Source organism: Streptosporangiales bacterium, from assembly GCA_009379825.1.
Taxonomy (GTDB): Bacteria; Actinomycetota; Actinomycetes; order Streptosporangiales; family WHST01; genus WHST01.
The window spans coordinates 92,468-111,420 of the sequence record WHTA01000012.1; the positions used below are offsets into that span (position 1 = coordinate 92,468).

The window sequence follows — 18,953 nt, forward strand, 5'->3', positions numbered from 1 at the left end:
CGGTCAGAGCTTCTGGATCGGGGCGTAGCGGAGCACGAAGGTCTTCTCGCCGACGTCCGCGCCGAAGTCGATCTTCGCCTGCGCCTTGTCGCCGCCGCCGGATACGCCGACGACCTTGCCCATGCCGAACCGGTCGTGGTTGATCCGGTCGCCGATGGACAGCTCGGGCACCTGCCGGTTGCCGAGCGTACGGACTCCCGGCTGGCTGGCCAGCCCGGCACTCGCCGGCTCCCTGGGCCGCCGGTCGGTCGAACGGCCACTGCCGCCGGTGCGCTGCCAGTCGAGCAGGTCCACCGGCAGCTCCTGCAGGAACCGCGACGGCGGGTTGTACGACGGCGAGCCCCACGCCGTACGCACCTCGGCCCGCGAGACGTACAGCCGCTGCCTGGCCCGGGTGATGCCGACGTACGCCAGCCGCCGCTCCTCCTCCAGCTCCTTGCTGTCGCCGAGGCTGCGCTGGTGCGGGAACACCCCGTCCTCCAGGCCGGTGAGGAACACCACGGGGAACTCCAGCCCCTTGGCCGTGTGCAGCGTCATGAGCGTGATCATGCCGCCGTGGTCCTCGCCCTCCGGGATCTGGTCGGCGTCGGCCACCAGCGACACCCGCTCGAGGAGTCGAGCGAGGGTGCCCTCCCCCTCGCTCGACTCCTCGAACTCGCGCGCGACCGACACCAGCTCCTGCAGGTTCTCCACCCGGGTCTCGTCCTGCGGGTCGCGCGACTCGCTCAGCTCGGTGAGGTACCCGCTCTTCGCGAGCACCTCCTCGGCGATGCTGGACGGCGACTCACCGGTCTCGACCATCGCACGCAGCTCGGCTATCAGCGCGGCGAACTCCTGCACTGCATTCATCGACCTGGTGGCCAGCCCGTACACCTCGCCGGCGCGCTGCACCGCCTGGTAGAAGCTGATGTCCTGCTGGTTCGCGAACGCGTCCAGGCAGGCCTCCGCCCGGTCGCCGATGCCGCGCTTCGGTACGTTCACGATGCGGCGCAGCGACACCGTGTCGTCGGGGTTGGCGAGCACCCGCAGGTACGCGAGCAGGTCGCGCACCTCCCTGCGCTCGTAGAACCGCACCGCGCCGACCACCTTGTACGGCAGCCCGACCCGGATCAGCACTTCCTCGAAGACACGCGACTGGGCGTTCGTGCGGTAGAACACCGCCACGTCGCCGTACTTCGCCTTGCCCTGGTCGTTGAGCTCGTCGATCTCGCGCGCGACGAACGCCGCCTCGTCGTGCTCGCTGTCCGCGACGTAGCCGACGATCTGGTCGCCCTTGCCGGCGGCGGACCAGAGGTTCTTCGCCTTCCGCCCCTCGTTGCGGGCGATGACTGCGTTCGCCGCGGTGAGGATGGTTTGGGTGGAGCGGTAGTTCTGTTCGAGCAGCACGGTCTTCGCGTTCGGGAAGTCGCGCTCGAACTCCATGATGTTGCGGATGGTCGCGCCGCGGAACGCGTAGATCGCCTGGTCGGCGTCGCCGACCACGCACAGCTCGGACGGCGGCGCCTGCACGGCCTCCGCGTCACCGACCGGGTCGCCGTCGGCGGTCCGCCGTTCGGCGTGGTCGACGTCGCCGCCGGTCAGCTCCCGTACGAGCACGTACTGGGCGTGGTTGGTGTCCTGGTACTCGTCGACCATGACGTGCCTGAACCGCCGCCGGTAGTGCTCCTTGACGTCGGGGAACGCCTGCAGCAGGTGCACGGTGGTCATGATCAGGTCGTCGAAGTCGAACGCGTTCGCCTGCTGCAGCCGCTTCTGGTACATCGTGTAGCACTCGGCGACGGTGCGCTGCCAGTGCGTCTCGGCCTTGGCGGTGGCTTCCTCGTAGTCGATCAGCTCGTTCTTCAGGTTCGAGACGGCGTTCACGACCTGCCGCGGCGGGTAGCGCTTCGGGTCGAGGTCGAGGTCACGGCAGACAAGCGTCATCAGCCGCTGGCTGTCGGTGGCGTCGTAGATGGAGAACTGGCCGGAGAACCCGAAGTGCTTCGCCTCCTTGCGCAGGATGCGCACGCAGGCGGAGTGGAACGTCATCACCCACATCGCCCGCGCGCGCCCGCCGACCAGCGCCTCGACGCGCTCGCGCATCTCCCTGGCCGCCTTGTTGGTGAAGGTGATCGCGAGGATCGAGCCAGGGTGCGCGCCGCGCTCGCCGAGCAGGTACGCGATGCGGTTGGTGAGCACCCGGGTCTTCCCCGACCCGGCACCGGCGATGACCAGCAACGGCGAGCCGACGTGCGTGACCGCCTCCCGCTGCTGCGGGTTGAGCCCGACGAGCAGCTGCTCCACGTCGACGCGCCCCCGTCTGCCGGCCGACGGCGTCTCGGCGTCGGCCGTCGCGGGCTGGTGTTCTGGCAGCAGGTCACCGAAGAGCGTCGACATCACGCCCGAGTCTAAGCCGTCGCCGGGACAGCCCCCGGCTTCCCTTGCCGAGGCCTAGGACCATCGTCCGGTCCGGTTGGCGGGTTTCGCTCCTAGGATGAACGGCGTGGTGTTCCGAGATCAAGCGGGCCCTGTTGGTAGCGGCCCATCCCGACGACATCGACTTCGGTGCGGCCGGCACCGTGGCGACCTGGACGAGCAGCGGCGTCGACGTGGCGTACTGCATCGTCACCGACGGCGACGCCGGCGGCTTCGACCTGGACTTCCCGCGCGCGGAGATGGGGCCGCTGCGGCGCCGCGAGCAGACCGACGCGGCCGCCGAGGTCGGCGTGGACGAGCTGCACTTCCTCGGCTACGCCGACGGCTACCTGGAGGTGTCGCTCGAGCTGCGCCGCGACATCGCCAGGGTGATCCGCCAGGTGCGGCCGGACCGCATCCTGATCCCCAGCCCGGAGATCATCTACGAGCGGATCTACCCGTCACACCCGGACCACCGCGCGGCGGGCGAGGCCGCGCTCAACGCCATCTACCCGGACGCCCGCAACCCGTTCACCTTCCCCGAGCTGCGCGCGGAGGGCCTGGAGGCGTGGACGGTGCCGGAGACCTGGATCATGGCGCACCCGAAGACGAACCACGCGGTGGACATCACCGAGGTCTTCGAGCGCAAGCTCGCCGCGCTGCGGGCGCACAAGAGCCAGACCGCGCACCACGACGACCTGGAGGGCATGCTGCGCGGGTACCTCGGCACCCTGGCCGAGGAACACGGCCTGGGCGAGGACCGGCTGGCCGAGGCGTTCTACGTCATCGCCACCGGCTGAGCTCGACCCACGCCGCCCCGTCTTGACAAGCCCGCGGCACGCCCACGACGCTAGTGTTGCCATATAGCGCTTGTGTTGCCGAAATGGCACGACTGGGTGGCGTGATGATCGACTGCGACGTACACAACAGCTGGAGCTCCGCGGAGGTGCTCCTGCCGTACCTGGAGCCCACGTTCAGGGACTACCTGGACCGCGGCGAGCTGCCCGGCCCCAAGGGCGCGTTCCCGCACACGCACCGGGCGTGGCTGCACCCCGAGGGCTTCATGCGCTACGACACGCTGCCCGCGGACGGTTCGACGCCGGGCTCCGACTACGACCTGATGCGCGACCAGCTGCTCGACAGGTACGACCTGGACTACGTCGTGCTCACCGGCGACGAGGGCGTCGAGGTGTCCACGCTCGCCAACCCATACTACGCGCAGGCTCTCGCCACGGCACACAACGACTGGCTGGTCGACCAGTGGCTGTCACTCGACCAGCGGCTGCTCGGCTCGATCGTGGTCGCACCGCAGAACCCCGAGGGCGCTGCGGCGGAGATCCGGCGGCTCGCCGGCCACCCACAGCTCGTGCAGGTGCTCGTCTCCAGCGGCTCGCAGCGGCCGTTCGGTGACCCGTTCTTCCACCCGATCTGGGAGGCGTGCGCGGAGACCGGGCTGCCGTTCGCCGCGCACCTCGGCGGGCAGGGCGGGCTCAACGCCAACCCGACCGGCTGCGGGCCGCCGACGTTCTTCTGGGAGGCGCACTCGCTGCTGTGCGAGACCGGCATGGGGCACCTGGCGAGCGCGATCGCGCACGGGGTGTTCGAGAAGTGGCCGAACACCAGGTTCGTCCTCGTCGAGTGCGGGATCGCGTGGGTACCCGCCCTGCTGTGGCGGCTCGACTCGGACTTCAAGGCGCTGCGCAAGGAGACGCCGTGGCTGCGCCGGCTGCCCAGTGAGTACGCGCGCGACCACATCAGGCTGACCACCCAGCCCCTTGAACAGCCGCGCAAGCCGGCGAACATGTGGCCCGCGCTCGAGGACATCGGCGCGAAGGACATGCTGATGTTCGCGTCCGACTACCCGCACTGGGACTTCGACGACCCGACGTACCTGCGCATCCCGCCGGACTGGCGCGACCAGGTGCTCGACACGAACGCCCGCCAGGTCTACGGCCTGCCGGCACGCGCCGAGGCCGCGGAGCCCGCCGATGTCCACTGACGCCGCCGCCCCTGCGACGACCGGGCACGTGGTCTGCCCGGTCAGCGAGCTGCCACCAGGCACCCGCCGGGTGGTCTCCGTCGGCGACACCCAGATCGGCGTGTTCAATGTCGCCGGCGAGTTCTACGCGCTGCGCAACCGCTGCCCGCACAAGGGCGGCGCACTCTGCGAGGGCCCGATCACCGGCACCACGCTGCCGACCAGCAACCGCACGTACACCTACGGCCGGTCCGGCGAGATCGTGCGGTGTGCGTGGCACGGCTGGGAGTTCGAGATCGCCACCGGTGTCGCCATCGTCGACCCGCGGATCCGTACGAAGAGCTACCCGGTGACCGTCGACGACGACCAGGTGGTCGTCCACCTCTGACGGCGGTGCGTGGTTGACTCTGCGCATGGCCGGACTCTCCCCGCGGCTCGCGGCCGTCGTGGACGCGCTGCCGCTGCGCCCCGGGCTGCGGGTGCTCGAGGTCGGCGGCGCGCCAGGCGCTGCGGCCAGAGCGGTCGCGAGGGCGACGGGCACGTCCTGGTGATCGACCGCTCCGCGAAGGGCGTCGCCCTGACCGAGCGGAACGCGGCGGCGGAGATCGCCGCCGGGCGGCTGAGCGTACGCCAGGTCGCCGCCGAGGACTTCGAGCTGCTCCCCGGCGAGGCGCCGTACGACCTCGCGTTCGCCGTACGGGTCGGCGCCCTCGACGGCCGGAACCCCCGTGCAGGCGTGCTCGCGCGACGGCGGATCGCCGCGGCGCTCACCCCCGCAGGGCGGCTGTTCGTCGACGGCACCGAGGTCGACCTCGGCTGACCGTTGCTGCGGCCGCGGCAAAGGTCTTGCCTGGCACCGGTGCGCCAGTAGCATCCAGACCGCCGGAGCAGACGGGGGTGGCGCAGTGGCCGCGGGCAAGATACGCGATCCGAAGCTGTTCTACGAGACAGGTGCGACGACGATGTTCGCGTCGCGCACCGACCAGCGGTTCAGCTACTGCCTCTACGTGCCGCACCACCGCGACGGCGACCCACAGCGGTACCCGCTGATCGTGATCCAGCACGGCACCGGGCGTACCGCCGGCCAGTACCGCGACGCGATGGCCGACTTCTGCGAGGCACACAGGTGCGTGGTGCTCGCGCCGTTGTTCCCCGCGGGCATCGTCGACCCGGACGACCTGCACAACTTCAAGTTCATCGCGTACCGCGACATCCGCTTCGACCTGGTGCTGCTCGACATGGTGGACCAGGTGGCGGACCGGTTCCCCGTCGACGCGGGCAGGTTCCTGCTGCACGGCTTCTCCGGCGGCGGCCAGTTCACCCACCGCTTCCTTTACCTGCACCCGCACCGGCTCGCGGCCGCGTCGATCGGCGCCCCCGGCCGGATCACCGAGCTCGACGACGGCAAGCCGTGGTGGCTGGGCACCCACGGCTTCGCCGACCGCTTCGGCGCACCGCCTGACCTCGACGCGATCCGGCAGGTGCCCGTGCAGCTGGTCGTCGGTGCCGAGGACGTGGAGACCTGGGAGATCAACAACCCCAGCGATACCAACTGGATGGACGGCGTCGAGCAGACCGGCAGCACCCGTATCGAGCGGCTACAGACGCTACGCAGGAACTACGAGGGGCACGGCATCGCGGTCCGCTTCGACCTGGTCGACGGCGTCGCGCACGAGGGCACGCTGGTGCTCCCCACGGTGAGCGCCTTCTTCGCCGACGTGCTGGCCACCACCGCACCCCGCTGACCGGTTCAGGCCGGCGCGACGAACGAATCCACAGCGGCAAGCAACGCACCGCTGAAGCCACCGCCGCCGTGCCCGGCGTCGCCCACTACGACGAGGCGGCTGGTCGGCCACGCCTGGTGGAGGCGCCACGCGGTGTCCAGCGGGCTCGAAACGTCGTGCCGGCCGTGCACGAGCACGGCCGAGATGTCCGCCAGGCGGTGCATGTCGTCGAACACCTGGTTCTCCGCCAGGAAGCAGTGGTTGCCCCAGTAGTGCGTGACCAACCGGGCGAAGACGCTACGGAACTCCGGGTCGTCGTACCTGGCGTTCGGCGTCCAGCCGGGCATCAGCGCCACGTAGGTGTCCTCCCACGTGCACCACTGCCTCGCGGCGCGCTCGTGCACCCGCGGGTCGGGGTCGGCAAGCAGCCGCGCGTAGGCCGCGGCGAGGTTGTCGCGCTCGGCGGCCGGCACGGCCGCGGCGAACTCCTGCCACTCGCGCGGGAAGACCCGCCCCATCTCGCGGGTGATCCAGTCGATCTCGCCGCGGGTGCCTGCGGTGACCGCGCCGAGCGCCATGCCGAGCACCCGCTCCGGGTGCGCCTGCGCGTACACCAGGGCCAGGGTGACACCCCAGGAGATGCCCACGACCACCCAGCGGTCGATGCCCAGGTGCTCACGCAGCCGCTCGATGTCCGCGACGAGGTGTGAGGTGGTGTTCGTGGTCAGGTCGGCGTCCGGTCCGCTCGCCAGCGGCGTGCTCCGGCCACAGCCACGCTGGTCGAACAGCACCGCGCGGTACCTGTGCGGGTCGAAGTACCGCCTGGCGAACGGCTTGCTGCCACTACCCGGCCCGCCGTGCAGGTACACCGCAGGCGTTCCTGCGGGGTCGCCGACGGTCTCCCAGTAGACGCTGTGGCCGTCGCCGACCGCCAGCATGCCGGACTCGTACGGCTCCACGTCAGCGGTCATCGGTGGCCTGCGGCACGTAGCCCAGCGTGGCGGCGACCTCGTCGGCGGCCGTACGTACCTGGTCACCCAGTACAGGCAACCGCTCGGCCGGCAGCCGGTACTCGGGCGCCGACATGCTCAGCGCCGCCACGCAGCCGCCCTGGTGGTCCCTGATCGGCGCCGCCGCACCGTTCAGGCCGCTCTCCATCTCGCCTTCCGCGCCCGCCCAGCCACGCGCACGCACCCGCTGCACCTCGGCCTCCACCTCGGCCCGCTCGGTGATGGTGCGTTCGGTAACCGCGGTCAGCGGCACGAGATCGAGGTCGACGGCGCAGAAGGCGAGGAATATCTTGCCGTCCGACGTCGCGTGCAGCGGCGAGCGCTGGCCGACCCACTGCTTGGCGCCGATCAGATGCGAGCCGTCGACCTGCGCGACGTCGACGGCCTCGTGGCCGTCGAGCACCGAGAGCACCACGGTCTCGTCGACCCGGTCCGCCAGCTTGGCCATCACCGGCCTGGCGGCCGCCACCAGGTCGCTTGACGCCACCGCGAGCATGCCGAGCCGCCGCAGCTGCGGCCCCAGCCGGTACGCGTCGCTGTGCGGTGACCGCTCGAGGAACCCGCGCTCGGCCAGCGTGCCGGCCAGCCGCGACGCACCGCTGCGGTGCACACCCAGCTTCGCCGCGAGCGCACCAACGGTCAGCTCCTGGCGTGGCTGCTCGAACAACGCGAGGAGTTGCAACGCACGGTCGACCGTCTCCAGCGTTCGCACGACGCTCCATCCCAATGACCGCGACCATGGTAGAAGCCGCGGTACCCGGCGCCTGTGAGTAGGCTCCCCGTATGGAACTTGCGGCGCGGATGGACAGGCTGGGCACCGAATCGGCGTTCGAGGTGCTGGCCAGGGCGAAAGCGATGGAAGCGGCCGACCGGTTGGTCGTGCACCTGGAGATCGGCGAGCCCGACTTCGACACCCCCGCGCACGTCGCCGACGCCGCGGCCGAGGCGCTGCGCGCCGGTGAGACGCACTACGTGCCCGCGCCCGGCATCCCCGCGGCGCGGGAGGCGGTGGCCGAGTTCCTCGAACGCACCGGGCGGCTGCGTACGAGCCCGGACCGGGTGATCATCACGCCGGGCGCGAAGCCGATCATGTGGTACACCATGCTCGCGCTGTGCGACACCGGCGACGAGGTCATCTACCCCGACCCCGGCTTCCCGATGTACGAGTCGATCGCGTCGTTCGTCGGCGCCACCCCCGTACCGGCGCCACTGCGCGAGGGGAACGGGTTCCGGCTGGACCCGGCGGAGCTGGAGTCGCTGGTCACCAGCCGGACAAAGCTGTTGATCCTGAACTCGCCGCACAACCCGTGCGGCGGCGCGCTCACCCGCGCGGACTGCGAGGCGATCGCCGAGATCGCCATCAGGCACGACCTCACCGTGCTCTCCGACGAGGTCTACTGGGCGATCCGCTACGACGGTGAGCACGCCAGCGTCCTCGACGTGGACGGCATGGCCGACCGCACCATCCTGCTCGACGGCTGGTCGAAGACGTTCGCCATGACCGGCTGGCGGCTCGGCTTCGGCGTCTTCCCGCAAGCGCTGGTCGAGCCGCTGACCAGGCTGGTGGTGAACTCGGTGTCGTGCACGTCGGCGTTCAGCCAGCACGCGGCCATCGCCGCGCTGAACGGCCCCTGGCAACCGGTGGACGCGATGGTCGAGGAGTTCCGCACCCGCCGCCAGGTCGTCGTCGACGGGCTGAACGAGATCCCCGGCATCTCCTGCGTGGCCCCGGCGGGCGCGTTCTACGCGTTCCCGAACGTGCGCGCACTCGGCGTCGACGCCAAACACCTGGAGGAGCGGCTACTCGACGAGGCCGGCGTCGCCTGCCTCTCCGGCAGCTCGTTCGGCCGCTACGGCGAGGGCTACCTACGCCTGTCGTACGCCAACTCGGTCGCCAACATCCAGACGGCACTGACCGCGATCGCCGACACCGTCAGCTCTCTGTAAACCACCGCGGTACCGACACCGTTCGACTTCTATCCGTCATCGTGGGTTGACAAATGACATGACATTGCGACGATGCGATGATGCGATGGGCGGAGACAGACCTCGAAGAGGGACCGGTGCCACTGTGGTTCCAGATCAGTGATCGGCTCCGCTCTGCGGTGACCGCAGGTGAGTTCGCACCCGGCGACACCTTGCCGCCGGAGTCCGCATTGATCCGGCGCTTCGGAGTCAGCCGCACAACCGCGCGTTCGGCGCTTGACCAGCTGGAACACGAGGGGTTGGTCAAACGCAAGGCTGGCCGCGGCTCGATCGTGCTGCCGCCGAAGGTGGATCAACCGCTGAACCTGCTGGCGTCGTTCGCCGAGGACATGAAGGCGCGCAACCTGACGCCCAGCTATCGCACTCTCGATGTCAGCGTCGTCCGTGCACCCGCGGAGGTCGCGGCCAAGCTGGACATCAAACGTGGCACCAGGCTGGTCCATATCGAGCGGCTACTCCTTGCCGACGGCCAGCCTCTTGCCTCCAGCCGATCCTGGCTCGAACCGTCGGTCGTACCCACCAGCGACCGGCCGACACTCGAAACGATGGACTCGACGTCGCTCTACCGCTGGCTCGAGGACACGGCAGGAGTGCGTATCGCCCTGGGTGAGGAGTACATCGAAGGGGGCGTCGCGCAGCCTCCGATCGACGAGCAACTGAGGATCGAACGGGGCGCGCCGGTACTGATCGCACGCCGGCTGGCGAGCACCGCAGACTCCAGGCCGGTCGAGTACGTGGTTCTGCACTACCGCGCAGATCGCTACCGGTTCAGGATGGAGCTGGCCCGCCCATGACCAGCACAGCGACCGTGCTGGTGGTCGGCGACGCCAGCCTGGACACGACCGTGCTCGTCGACCAGGTGCCCGCCCCGGACGAGAAGGTCCTCGCGCACCGGCTGGTCGAGGGTGTCGGCGGTGTGGCCGCCAACTCAGCGATCGCCGCGGCCGTCGCCGGAGCACCGGTCCGACTGGAGACGGCACTAGGCCAGGACACGGCGGCCGCGGAATGCCTGCGCGGTCTGCGCGCCGCCGGCGTGGACGTACGCGCCGAACACGACTCGGACCGGACGGCACGTGCGTTGATCCTGCTCGACGGGCACGGCGAGAAGCGCCTGGTCCTCGCGCCCGGCTCACAGTTCTACCCGAGCGTCCAGCGGTGCGGGACGCTGCGGCTCGACGGGGTCGGCTGGATGCACACCGCGGCCTACGACGCCGTCGCCGCCCGACGGCTCGTCGATCGCTGCCGGCAGGCGGCGATCCCATGGTCGGTGGACCTCGAGCCGGCGACGCTCGGTAACGGGCTCGCGGTCCTGGCGGACGTACTCCGCGGCGCCGCGGTGGTCTTCTGCAACACCCGTGCCGCTGCGCTGCTCGGTCAGGACGCCGCGGAACAGCTCACGGCAGCCGGTGCGCAGCACCTCGTCATGACCGCGGGACCCGCCGGCGCCACGCTCGTGACCGCCGGGACGTCGATACGGGTCGAGCCGCCGGCCACCGCCGTCGACGTCGTGGACACAACCGGTGCGGGTGACTGCCTCGCCGGCTCGTACGTGGCGCGAACCCTGCACGGGGACGCTGCCCCCGACGCCCTCGCCTACGCGGTAGCCGCGGCTTCACTGAGTTGCGCCGGCCTCGGCGCGCATCCGGCGTACCCGACGCCGACGGCCGTGAAGGCGAGGCTCTCCCAACCCACAGAACAGCGAGGAGCGGTTGGTCCATGACAATCCAGGGGGTACTCCCGCCCAAGCCGGACGCGTTGTGCGCTCTGTTCGCACAGCCGAAACCGGTGATCGGGGTCATCCATCTGCCACCGCTACCCGGCGCACCACGTTACGGCGGCGAGCCGGTCGCCGACATCTACGCGGCAGCGGCACGGGACGCGCGGGTACTGAGCGAGGGCGACATCGACGGCATCATGGTCGAGAACGCCAGCGACATGCCGTTCGCCCGCCCGGATGACGTCGGCCCCGAGACCGTTGCCGCACTCACCGCCGCCTGCCTCGAGATTCGCTCGGTCAGCGACGTCCCGATCGGTATCACGTGCGTCGCCAACGCCGTGATTCCCGCACTTGCGGTCGCGAAGGCGGTGGACGCCCGGTGGGTCCGTGCCAACCAGTGGGTGAACGCGTACGTCGCGAACGAGGGCTTCCTCGACGGTCCCGCACCGCGGGCGATGCGGTACCGCAAAGCCATCGGCGCACACGACGTACACGTGTTCGCCGACGTACACGTCAAGTTCGGCGCGCACGCGATCACGTCGGATCGCAGCGTCGACGAGCAGGCGACGGACGCGGAGTGGTTCGATGCCGACGTTCTCATCGCCACGGGCACGAGAACCGGGTCACCGACCTCACCCGAGGAGGTCCACGAAGTACGCAAGGGCACGGTGCTGCCGGTCATCGTCGGCTCCGGGCTCGACTCCGACCAGGTCGATCGGCTCTTCGGTGTGGCCGACGGCGCGATCGTCGGCCAGTGGCTGAAGCACGAGGGCAGGTGGTGGAACCCGGTCGATCCTGCGCGGGTGGAACGGCTGATGACGGCCGTCGACAAGTACCGGACCCGGGAATGACGTCCCTGACCGACGCGACGGACGTCTTCGCCGCAGCCGGCGGCGAAGCCTGCGTCGTGCTGTTTCTGGCCCGCCGCCAACACGGCGTATCGCGGCGCAGCCGCCTCACCGCAGTGGCCGGTGTTCACACCGCGCTCGACCAACTGGCGGCGGACGGGTGGTCGCTGTCGGTCCGGCACATGTTCGGCGAGAGCAACTCGCCCGCCTGCTACGCGACCGGGTTCGCGCACGACATCGACTTCGCCGGCGCGTTCGAAGCGCCAGATTCCCAGCAGGCACTGCAGGGCACCATCGCACTCGAGGAAGCCGGTTGGGGGACGCTCGCCCGCACCGAGTGGCTGCTCGGCATCCGCGAGTTCGCCCCTGTCGCACCGACCACGGAGCCGACCGACCATCCCTGGGGGTTCATCGCACTGTGGCAGTGGAACGACGCCTGGCAGGCAGCGACCGCTGAGGAACGCAGCGCATACGACGCCGAGTGCGATGTGGCGTTCACGCACGACGTACAAGGCGGTGCCCGCATCGCCGGCCGGCACCGGCTCGACTGGTCGAGCCGGTGGCACCACGTGGGTCTCTGGGAGGTGCCGAGTGTCGAGATGCTCGATCGCGCGATGCGCGAACACGAGCGGGTCGCCGACTTCAAGTTCGGCACGTCGCGTCACTACGTAGGCCGGCGCAGGCCATTGCTCGCACTGCTCGAGGAGGACACCGATGTCTGATCTCGTATGGATCCACTACAGCCGCCCGAGAACAGCCTGGTACGAGCTCGACGAGCAGCAGCGTACCGGCGAGCGCGCCAAGTTCCTGGCCGTACGCGAGGCCAGCCATCAGCGCGGCGGCTCGTCCCAGGGAACTTTCTCCGTCCGCGGGCAGAGCGACTACTCCACGGTGGAGATCTGAAACTTCCCCGACGCGGAGACCGCCTTCGACCACTGGCGGCGACTCGTCGACGCCGGCTATGCGGAGTGGTTCGAGGCCGCGAACAACATCGGTCTCGGCACAGCGCAGGAGACCACTCATGGCTGAGACCGCCCTGCTCGAGGCTCGCGGGATCGGCCGCAGCTTTGGTCACGTACACGCCTTGGAGAACGCGAACTTCAGCGTCTACCCCGGCGAGATCTGCGCGCTCATCGGTGACAACGGTGCCGGTAAGTCCACGTTGGTGAAGATCCTGTCCGGCGCGGACGGACCGGACGCGGGACAGCTCTTCCTCGACGGCGAGCCGATCGAGCTCACCAGTCCCTCGCACGCACAGCAGCTCGGCATCGCCACGGTCTACCAGGACCTCGCGCTCGCTCCCGAGCTCGCCGCCGCACAGAACCTCTTCCTCGGCAACGAGACGCTCCGCAGCGGCCTGCTCGGCAAGCTCGGGTTCGTCGACCGCAGGAGCATGCGCAAGGTCGCTACCGTACAGTTCGCCAGACTCGGCATCACACTGCGCTCCCCGGACGTACCGGTGGCGTCCCTGTCCGGTGGACAACGGCAGTCGATAGCCATCGCCCGGGCCGCGATGTGGGCGGACAAGGTGATCTTCATGGACGAGCCGACGGCCGCCCTCGGCGTCGTGCAGACCGGACGCGTGCTCGACCTCATCAAGTCGGTCAGGGACGACGGCATCGCGGTGGTGCTCGTCAGCCACAACATGCCCCAGGTACTGGACATCGCCGACCGCATCGAGGTGCTCAGGCTGGGCCAGCAGGTCGCCACCTTCGACAGCGGCGAAGCCGAGGTCGAGGACCTGATCAAGGCGATGACCAGCGGCACGATCGACCAGGGAGCCGCGGCATGACCACGACCCAGAAGCAACCACAGCCATCTGCCGTCATCGAGGCACCGGTGGAGAGCGCACGAACCCAGTGGACACGCCGGCTGACCCGCGGCTGGATATTCGTCCTGCTGCTACTCCTCGGCGGCATCTTCACCGTGCTGCGTCCGGAACAGTTCGCCACGGCATACAACCTGTCCACGTTGGCGGTCGACGCGGCGATCCTGCTCGTGCTCGCCATCGGGCAGACCTTCGTCATCATCACCGCGGGCATCGATCTCTCGGTCGGCTCGGTGCTCGTGTTCTCCTCGGTCGTCGGCGCGAAGCTGATGCTGGCGCTGTCGGGCGCCCAAGGCACGACGTACGGCACCACTGACGCAAACTGGGGGATCATCGCCGTCGGCGCTGTCGCGGCGATCGCCGCCGGTGCGGGGTGGGGTCTGCTCAACGGCCTGCTCGTCGCGTTCGTGCGCATCCCTGCGCTCGTCGTCACGTTGGGCACGATGGGCATGGCACTGGGATTCGCGCAGATCATCACCGACGGCGAGGATGTCAGGGCGGTCCCGGAGCGACTGGTCGGCATGATCGGCACGGGGAAGTTCGCCGGCATCCCGACGCTCATCGTCATCGGTGTGGTCATCACGGTCCTCGCAGCGGTCTGCCTGCACATGACCAGGTTCGGTGAACGCACCTATGCGGTCGGCTCCAACCGGGAGGCCGCCAGGCGCGCGGGCATCCCCGTGCGGTCCCAACTGCTGCGCGTGTACGTCCTGTGCGGCGCACTCGCCGGGGTGGCCGGTGTGATGTCCATCGCGAGGTTCGCCACGACCACCATCGGTGGCCACGCGACCGACAACCTGTCCACGATCTCCGCCGTCGTGCTCGGCGGTACGAGCCTGTTCGGGGGCGTCGGCGGGGTTCTCGGCACACTCGTCGGGGTCTTCATCCCCATCACCTTGTTGAACGGCTTCGTCATCCTCGGAGTACCGCCGTTCTGGCAGACGGTCGCGATGGGGGCCGTACTCATCCTCGCCGTCTTCATCGACCAGCTCAAACGTCGCCGCTATCTCCGCACGTAGCCCTTCCCCCAACCGACTGGAGAAACCCGTGAGACGTTCTGTACTCGTCCTTGCCACCGTGTCCGCCCTCGGCCTCACCGCCTGTACCTCGGGCTCCACGACCCCGGGAAACGAAGCGAAGATGCCGGACGACAGGAATGTCGCCCTCGTACTCGGTGTGAAAGGCAGTCCCTTCTACCAGGCCCTGGCCTGCGGGGCGAAGGCCGAGGCGAAGAAGCTCGACCTCTCGTTGAAGGTATCCGCCCCGGAGCAGTTCGCCGCGGACTCACAGGTGCCTGTCGTCAACGCTGTCCGCGCCCAGAACCCGGCGGTCGCGGCGGTCGTACCGACCGACGCGCAGGCGCTCGTGCCGCCGGTGCGGCAGCTGACCCAGGCAGGCACGCGGGTCGTCACCGTCGACCAGACGCTGAGCAATACCAAGCTGCCCGAATCCCAGGTCATCACCAGCAACGTGCACGGCGGGGAACTCGCCGCGGACAAGCTCGCCAAGGAGCTCGGCGAGCGGTGACCGGTCTCAAGCAGGCGAACGCCACCAAGAAGGTCAAGCTGATCGCGTACGACGCGGCCCCGGCCGAGGTCAATGCGCTGAAGAACGGCACCATCTCCGCGCTCATCGCGCAAAACCCGGCGCAAGAGGGACGGGTGACCATGCAGCTCGCCGACAAGCTGATGAAGGAGGCGGACGTGCCCAAGCGGAAGCTCACCGAGCTCGTGGTCATCGACAGCAAGCAGCACGAGCTGGCCGACAAGTACGAGTACAACTCGACGTGCTGACCTCGCCGCCGGTGGGCAGCGGCGCGCTGCCCACCGGCCGCCTCAGACGAGGCGGCGGTCTGCGGCCCAGCGGCTGAGCTCGTGCCGGTTGGACAGCTGCAGCTTGCGCAGCACGGCGGACACGTGCGTCTCCACGGTCTTCACCGAGATGAACAGCTCCTTCGCCACTTCCTTGTACGCGTAGCCGCGGGCGATCAGCCGCATCACCTCGCGTTCGCGCGGGCTCAGCCGGTCCAGGTCCGGGTCCACCGGCGGCACCTCGGTGGACGAGAACGCGTCCAGCACGAAGCCGGCCAGCCGCGGCGAGAACACCGCATCGCCCTCGGAGACCTGTTTGATCGCCGCGGCCAGCTCGGCGCCGGAGATCGACTTCGTGACGTAACCGCGCGCGCCGGCGCGGATGACCGCGATGACGTCCTCGGCGGCGTCCGACACCGAAAGCGCGAGGAAACTGACGTCAGGCAGCTTCGGCTGCAGCCGCTGCAGCACCTCGCGGCCGCCGCCGCCCGGCATGTGCACGTCCAGGAGCACCACGTCGGGCTGCTTCGCCTCGATGACGACGCAGGCCTCCTCGACGTCGCCCGCCTCGCCGATGATGTCGACCTCGTCGCCGAGCTCGGCACGCACGCCGGCACGCCACATCCGGTGGTCGTCGACGATGACCACCCGCGGCGGTCCCGGCACCTCGTTCTGCTCGACGTCACTCATCCTCAGGTCCCCTCTCTCGCTTCATCTCGAGGCGCACCTCGGTGCCCTCGCCGGGCGAGCTACGGATCACCGCGCGGCCCCCGTTGCGTTCCATCCGTCCCACGATCGACTGGCGCAGGCCCATCCGGTCGGCGGGTACGGCGTCCTGGTCGTACCCCTTCCCGCGGTCGCGCACGAACAAGGTCACCTGGTCAGGCTCGACCTCCACGTACACCGACAGTGTCTCCACTCCGGAGTGCTTGGCGGCGTTGACCATCGCCTCGCGCGCGGCCTGCAGCTGCGCGGCGAGCTTCTCGTCCAGCGGGCAGTCGCCGACCACCACGACGTCGATCGACACGGCATGGTGGTCTTCCACGTCCGCCGCCTCCGCCTCGACGGCCGCGGCGAGGTTGGTCTCCTTGTCCTGCGGCGGCTTGTACAGCCAGCCCCGCAGGTCTCGTTCCTGCGCCCGCGCGAGGCGTTGCACCGCGCGCGCGTCGCCGGCGTTGCGCTGGATCAGGGTCAGCGTCTGCAGCACGGAGTCGTGGACGTGCGCGGCGAGCTCGGCGCGCTCCTCCTGCCTGATCCGCTCCCTGCGCTCCACCGAGAGGTCGCGGGTCAGCTTGGTGACGAACGGCGCGGCGATGACGATGATGCCGGCGGCCGACACGGCGGCGAAGAGCACACTGTTGCCGAGCTGGCTGAAGTTGCCGCGCAGCGAGAGGAAGCCGATGAGGCCACCGACGACCAGCAGGATGCCCGCGCCGATACGTACGACCGCCGCACGGCCGCTCGCCGCCTTGCGCAGCCGCACCCGCTGCGCGTCGTCGGCCTGCTGCCACAGGAACGCCGCACCCACGCCGACGACCACGATCGGCCACAGGATCTGGCTCGGCACGCTCCAGCCGACCATCTGGAGGAAGACGACCAGGCCGAGGGTCAACGCAATCAGGCCGGCGATCTGCCCCAGGTCCTTCTTCTTCCGCCGTGGCTGCTCCACGACGCCTTCCGGCTCGGGCGCCAGCGGCACGAAGTACCACAGCGCCGCGTAGACCACCACGCCGACGAGGCTGGTCACCGTGAGGAGCACGAACGCGATGCGGACGATCGTCACGTCCAGCCCCAGGTGGGTGGCGAGACCACGGCAGACGCCCGCGAGCAGCCGGCGGTCCGGCTCGCGGTAGAGCTTGCGCGGCTTGCGCGCCACGGTTGCCACACACCGATACTCACACGAATTCGCCCAGCACACATCGGGGACCACCCGTGACCGGCTCCCGGACCGGTCAGGGTGATCCCCGATGCCGCCGCCGCGGCGGCCAGGCCAGGATGGGTGTCATGGAGGAGCCGGCGCGGCAATCGGGGCGGTCGGACCCAGCGCCGCCTGGGCCCGACCTGCCGCTGCAGCGCAGCGCCGAGAACCGGGTGATCGGCGGGGTGTGCGGCGGGCTCGCCGAGTACACCGACATCGACCCGATCATCTACCGCGTGCTGACCGTCGTGCTCACGGTGGTCGGCGGCGCCGGGCTGGTGCTGTACGGCGCAGCCGTGCTGCTGATCCCGGACGCCCGCACCGGCACCGCCCCGCTCGGCCGGCTGCTGGCCGGCTCCCGCGCACGCGGGATGCGGACCGCGGGCCTGCTGCTGGCCATCGTCGGCCTGCTGGTCGTGCTCGGTGGGCTGTCCGGCGTGTTCGGCGGCGGTTCGCTGAGCATCGTGGTGATCGCCGGGCTGGCCGTCCTGGTCGCGCACCGCCGCGGCGTGACGTTCAGGGACCTGTGGCGCGATGCGGACGGCCGGCCAGCGCCGGCCCCGGACGCCGCCGCCCCACCGGCCCAGCCGACCGAGGTACCACCGGCGCCACCACAGCCGGGCCCACCGCCGTCACCCGCGCCGACGCCACACCTGGCCGCGCCGGCGGCCGCGACACAGCAGGCGTACGTCGACTTCGCCACGTTGCGGCAGCCGCAGCCGCAGGCGCCGGACCCACCGCGCATCCGGTCGATCACCGGGGTCGTCTGGCTGCTCGCCGTCGCCGTCGGCGGCGGCCTGGCCTGGCTGCAGCACACCGGGCACGTCGCCGGCGACGTCCGCGTGCCGCTGGCCGCCGCGCTCGGCACGCTGGGGCTAGGGCTGGTGCTCTCGGCCTGGGTGGGACGGGCCAGGGTGCAGTTCTGGGGCGTGCTGCTCGTGCTCGCGCTCGGCGCGGCGACCGTCGTCACCGGGCCGGCCGCCGACGTGGAGTGGGCTCCCGTCGTCTGGCGCCCGACCTCGCAGGCGCAGCTCGCCGCACAGCACCCGTACACCGCCGGCGTGGGCATGGCGCGGCTCGACCTCACGAAGGTGCCCATGCAGGCCGACCAGGCCTACCCCGCGACGGCCCGGATGGACGCCGGTCGGCTCGTGGTGCGCGTCCCGCGAACCGCACACGTGGAGCTGGCCGTGCAGTGCGACAGGTGCAGCATCCAGGCCTTCGGTGAGGAGCTCGGCGGCAACGGCGCGCGGGTACGCCGTGACTACCCGGCGCAGAGCGGCCCCGGACCGGCCCGCGCGCAGCCGGAGGCGCCGGTCGTGGCGCTCGACCTGACCCTCGACACCGGCGTGGTGGAGGTGCGGCGTGCTGCATAGGACGAACTGGGGCGCGCTCGTCGGCGGCCTCGTGCTGCTCGCGATCGCCGGCATCTTCCTGCTGGACGTGGTCACCCGGCCGGTGCCGCTGCTCGCGGTGATCCCGCTGCTGCTCGTCGGGCTCGGCACGGCCGCAGTGCTCAACCGGCGCTTCGAACGCAACCGCCGCGCCCGGCCCCCGCACGCCCCCGACTAGCCGCCAGGCGTCGCCCGGGACGCAGAGCTAGTGGGCATCTCCGTTAGTTCGTCGGGGTCATGCGGCCGGTCGGCTCACTGGTGGGGATGTGACTGGGTCGTGTAGCCGCAGGTGGGCCAGGAATTGGTTGAGGTCGTCGCGGGTGTAGGTCCAGTTGAACGATTGCG

Annotated in this window: 21 protein-coding genes and 1 pseudogene; 17 read left to right on the forward strand and 5 right to left on the reverse strand. The window is 70.2% G+C overall.

Annotated features, from left to right (window positions below):
* Positions 1 to 3: 3 nt before the first annotated feature.
* Entirely contained in the window at positions 4 to 2,376 is a 2,373-nt protein-coding gene (gene pcrA / locus GEV07_08960) for a DNA helicase PcrA (protein ID MQA02831.1), read from the reverse strand.
* 131 nt (positions 2,377 to 2,507) lie between these two features.
* Here pcrA and GEV07_08965 point away from each other — a divergent pair, with 131 nt between their 5' ends.
* The 5 genes and pseudogenes from GEV07_08965 to GEV07_08985 all read left to right on the forward strand — a co-directional run bounded on the left by GEV07_08965 (position 2,508) and on the right by GEV07_08985 (position 6,117).
* Positions 2,508 to 3,194 (forward strand): PIG-L family deacetylase, encoded by a 687-nt coding sequence (locus GEV07_08965; protein ID MQA02832.1) that lies wholly within the window; start codon positions 2,508 to 2,510, stop codon positions 3,192 to 3,194.
* A gap of 104 nt (positions 3,195 to 3,298) precedes the next feature.
* Entirely contained in the window at positions 3,299 to 4,393 is a 1,095-nt protein-coding gene (locus tag GEV07_08970) for an amidohydrolase family protein (GenBank protein ID MQA02833.1), read from the forward strand.
* Positions 4,383 to 4,760, forward strand: a complete 378-nt coding sequence (locus tag GEV07_08975; protein ID MQA02834.1) for a Rieske 2Fe-2S domain-containing protein — start codon at positions 4,383 to 4,385, stop codon at positions 4,758 to 4,760. Before GEV07_08970 ends, GEV07_08975 begins: the two co-directional genes overlap by 11 nt.
* A gap of 25 nt (positions 4,761 to 4,785) precedes the next feature.
* Positions 4,786 to 5,192, forward strand: a pseudogene (locus GEV07_08980) (SAM-dependent methyltransferase).
* A 142-nt stretch (positions 5,193 to 5,334) separates the two neighbouring features.
* On the forward strand, positions 5,335 to 6,117 hold the full coding sequence (locus GEV07_08985; GenBank protein ID MQA02835.1) for an alpha/beta hydrolase: 783 nt from the start codon (positions 5,335 to 5,337) through the stop codon (positions 6,115 to 6,117).
* Positions 6,118 to 6,122: 5 nt separating this feature from the next.
* On the opposite strand, the gene pip is transcribed toward GEV07_08985, so the two are convergent.
* A complete protein-coding gene (gene pip / locus GEV07_08990) occupies positions 6,123 to 7,067 on the reverse strand; it encodes a prolyl aminopeptidase (GenBank protein ID MQA02836.1) in 945 nt (314 codons plus the stop codon).
* Positions 7,057 to 7,818, reverse strand: coding sequence for a helix-turn-helix domain-containing protein (locus tag GEV07_08995; GenBank protein ID MQA02837.1), 762 nt, complete (start codon positions 7,816 to 7,818; stop codon positions 7,057 to 7,059). Before GEV07_08995 ends, pip begins: the two co-directional genes overlap by 11 nt.
* A 71-nt stretch (positions 7,819 to 7,889) precedes the next feature.
* On the opposite strand from GEV07_08995, the gene GEV07_09000 reads away from it, so the two are divergent.
* The 10 genes from GEV07_09000 to GEV07_09045 all read left to right on the forward strand — a co-directional run bounded on the left by GEV07_09000 (position 7,890) and on the right by GEV07_09045 (position 15,278).
* Complete coding sequence (locus GEV07_09000; protein ID MQA02838.1) at positions 7,890 to 9,053, forward strand: aminotransferase class I/II-fold pyridoxal phosphate-dependent enzyme; 1,164 nt, start codon at positions 7,890 to 7,892, stop codon at positions 9,051 to 9,053.
* 77 nt (positions 9,054 to 9,130) lie between these two features.
* Entirely contained in the window at positions 9,131 to 9,886 is a 756-nt protein-coding gene (locus GEV07_09005) for a UTRA domain-containing protein (protein ID MQA02839.1), read from the forward strand.
* Positions 9,883 to 10,812 (forward strand): hypothetical protein, encoded by a 930-nt coding sequence (locus GEV07_09010; GenBank protein MQA02840.1) that lies wholly within the window; start codon positions 9,883 to 9,885, stop codon positions 10,810 to 10,812. The genes GEV07_09005 and GEV07_09010 overlap by 4 nt, the downstream gene beginning before the upstream one ends.
* Positions 10,809 to 11,660: a BtpA/SgcQ family protein gene (locus GEV07_09015; protein MQA02841.1), complete on the forward strand. Its 852-nt coding sequence runs from the start codon at positions 10,809 to 10,811 to the stop codon at positions 11,658 to 11,660. The genes GEV07_09010 and GEV07_09015 overlap by 4 nt, the downstream gene beginning before the upstream one ends.
* Positions 11,657 to 12,379, forward strand: coding sequence for a hypothetical protein (locus GEV07_09020; protein ID MQA02842.1), 723 nt, complete (start codon positions 11,657 to 11,659; stop codon positions 12,377 to 12,379). The genes GEV07_09015 and GEV07_09020 overlap by 4 nt, the downstream gene beginning before the upstream one ends.
* A complete protein-coding gene (locus tag GEV07_09025; GenBank protein ID MQA02843.1) occupies positions 12,372 to 12,560 on the forward strand; it encodes a hypothetical protein in 189 nt (62 codons plus the stop codon). Before GEV07_09020 ends, GEV07_09025 begins: the two co-directional genes overlap by 8 nt.
* Before the next feature lie 118 nt (positions 12,561 to 12,678).
* Positions 12,679 to 13,449 carry an ATP-binding cassette domain-containing protein gene (locus tag GEV07_09030; GenBank protein ID MQA02844.1) on the forward strand — a complete coding sequence of 257 codons (771 nt, stop codon included), beginning with the start codon at positions 12,679 to 12,681 and terminating at the stop codon, positions 13,447 to 13,449.
* On the forward strand, positions 13,446 to 14,504 hold the full coding sequence (locus GEV07_09035; GenBank protein ID MQA02845.1) for an ABC transporter permease: 1,059 nt from the start codon (positions 13,446 to 13,448) through the stop codon (positions 14,502 to 14,504). The genes GEV07_09030 and GEV07_09035 overlap by 4 nt, the downstream gene beginning before the upstream one ends.
* Before the next feature lie 121 nt (positions 14,505 to 14,625).
* Positions 14,626 to 15,012 carry a substrate-binding domain-containing protein gene (locus GEV07_09040; GenBank protein MQA02846.1) on the forward strand — a complete coding sequence of 129 codons (387 nt, stop codon included), beginning with the start codon at positions 14,626 to 14,628 and terminating at the stop codon, positions 15,010 to 15,012.
* Positions 14,934 to 15,278: a substrate-binding domain-containing protein gene (locus GEV07_09045; protein ID MQA02847.1), complete on the forward strand. Its 345-nt coding sequence runs from the start codon at positions 14,934 to 14,936 to the stop codon at positions 15,276 to 15,278. The genes GEV07_09040 and GEV07_09045 overlap by 79 nt, the downstream gene beginning before the upstream one ends.
* A gap of 42 nt (positions 15,279 to 15,320) precedes the next feature.
* Here GEV07_09045 and GEV07_09050 read toward each other — a convergent pair whose 3' ends face one another.
* A complete protein-coding gene (locus GEV07_09050; protein MQA02848.1) occupies positions 15,321 to 15,986 on the reverse strand; it encodes a response regulator in 666 nt (221 codons plus the stop codon).
* On the reverse strand, positions 15,979 to 17,181 hold the full coding sequence (locus GEV07_09055; protein MQA02849.1) for a PspC domain-containing protein: 1,203 nt from the start codon (positions 17,179 to 17,181) through the stop codon (positions 15,979 to 15,981). The genes GEV07_09050 and GEV07_09055 overlap by 8 nt, the downstream gene beginning before the upstream one ends.
* A gap of 47 nt (positions 17,182 to 17,228) precedes the next feature.
* Here GEV07_09055 and GEV07_09060 point away from each other — a divergent pair, with 47 nt between their 5' ends.
* On the forward strand, positions 17,229 to 18,590 hold the full coding sequence (locus GEV07_09060) for a PspC domain-containing protein (GenBank protein ID MQA02850.1): 1,362 nt from the start codon (positions 17,229 to 17,231) through the stop codon (positions 18,588 to 18,590).
* Entirely contained in the window at positions 18,580 to 18,786 is a 207-nt protein-coding gene (locus GEV07_09065) for a hypothetical protein (GenBank protein ID MQA02851.1), read from the forward strand. The genes GEV07_09060 and GEV07_09065 overlap by 11 nt, the downstream gene beginning before the upstream one ends.
* The last annotated feature ends 167 nt before the right edge of the window (positions 18,787 to 18,953 follow it).

What these genes read in the sequence shown, in the direction of transcription:
- pcrA (MQA02831.1), bottom strand. Translation starts at nt 2,376, where the DNA reads ATGTCGACGCTCTTCGGTGACCTGCTGCCAGAACACCAGCCCGCGACG.
- GEV07_08970 (MQA02833.1), top strand. Translation starts at nt 3,299, where the DNA reads ATGATCGACTGCGACGTACACAACAGCTGGAGCTCCGCGGAGGTGCTC.
- GEV07_08975 (MQA02834.1), top strand. Translation starts at nt 4,383, where the DNA reads ATGTCCACTGACGCCGCCGCCCCTGCGACGACCGGGCACGTGGTCTGC.
- GEV07_08985 (MQA02835.1), top strand. Translation starts at nt 5,335, where the DNA reads ATGTTCGCGTCGCGCACCGACCAGCGGTTCAGCTACTGCCTCTACGTG.
- pip (MQA02836.1), bottom strand. Translation starts at nt 7,067, where the DNA reads ATGACCGCTGACGTGGAGCCGTACGAGTCCGGCATGCTGGCGGTCGGC.
- GEV07_09000 (MQA02838.1), top strand. Translation starts at nt 7,890, where the DNA reads ATGGAACTTGCGGCGCGGATGGACAGGCTGGGCACCGAATCGGCGTTC.
- GEV07_09005 (MQA02839.1), top strand. Translation starts at nt 9,131, where the DNA reads ATGATGCGATGGGCGGAGACAGACCTCGAAGAGGGACCGGTGCCACTG.
- GEV07_09010 (MQA02840.1), top strand. Translation starts at nt 9,883, where the DNA reads ATGACCAGCACAGCGACCGTGCTGGTGGTCGGCGACGCCAGCCTGGAC.
- GEV07_09015 (MQA02841.1), top strand. Translation starts at nt 10,809, where the DNA reads ATGACAATCCAGGGGGTACTCCCGCCCAAGCCGGACGCGTTGTGCGCT.
- GEV07_09020 (MQA02842.1), top strand. Translation starts at nt 11,657, where the DNA reads ATGACGTCCCTGACCGACGCGACGGACGTCTTCGCCGCAGCCGGCGGC.
- GEV07_09025 (MQA02843.1), top strand. Translation starts at nt 12,372, where the DNA reads ATGTCTGATCTCGTATGGATCCACTACAGCCGCCCGAGAACAGCCTGG.
- GEV07_09030 (MQA02844.1), top strand. Translation starts at nt 12,679, where the DNA reads ATGGCTGAGACCGCCCTGCTCGAGGCTCGCGGGATCGGCCGCAGCTTT.
- GEV07_09035 (MQA02845.1), top strand. Translation starts at nt 13,446, where the DNA reads ATGACCACGACCCAGAAGCAACCACAGCCATCTGCCGTCATCGAGGCA.
- GEV07_09040 (MQA02846.1), top strand. Translation starts at nt 14,626, where the DNA reads ATGCCGGACGACAGGAATGTCGCCCTCGTACTCGGTGTGAAAGGCAGT.
- GEV07_09050 (MQA02848.1), bottom strand. Translation starts at nt 15,986, where the DNA reads ATGAGTGACGTCGAGCAGAACGAGGTGCCGGGACCGCCGCGGGTGGTC.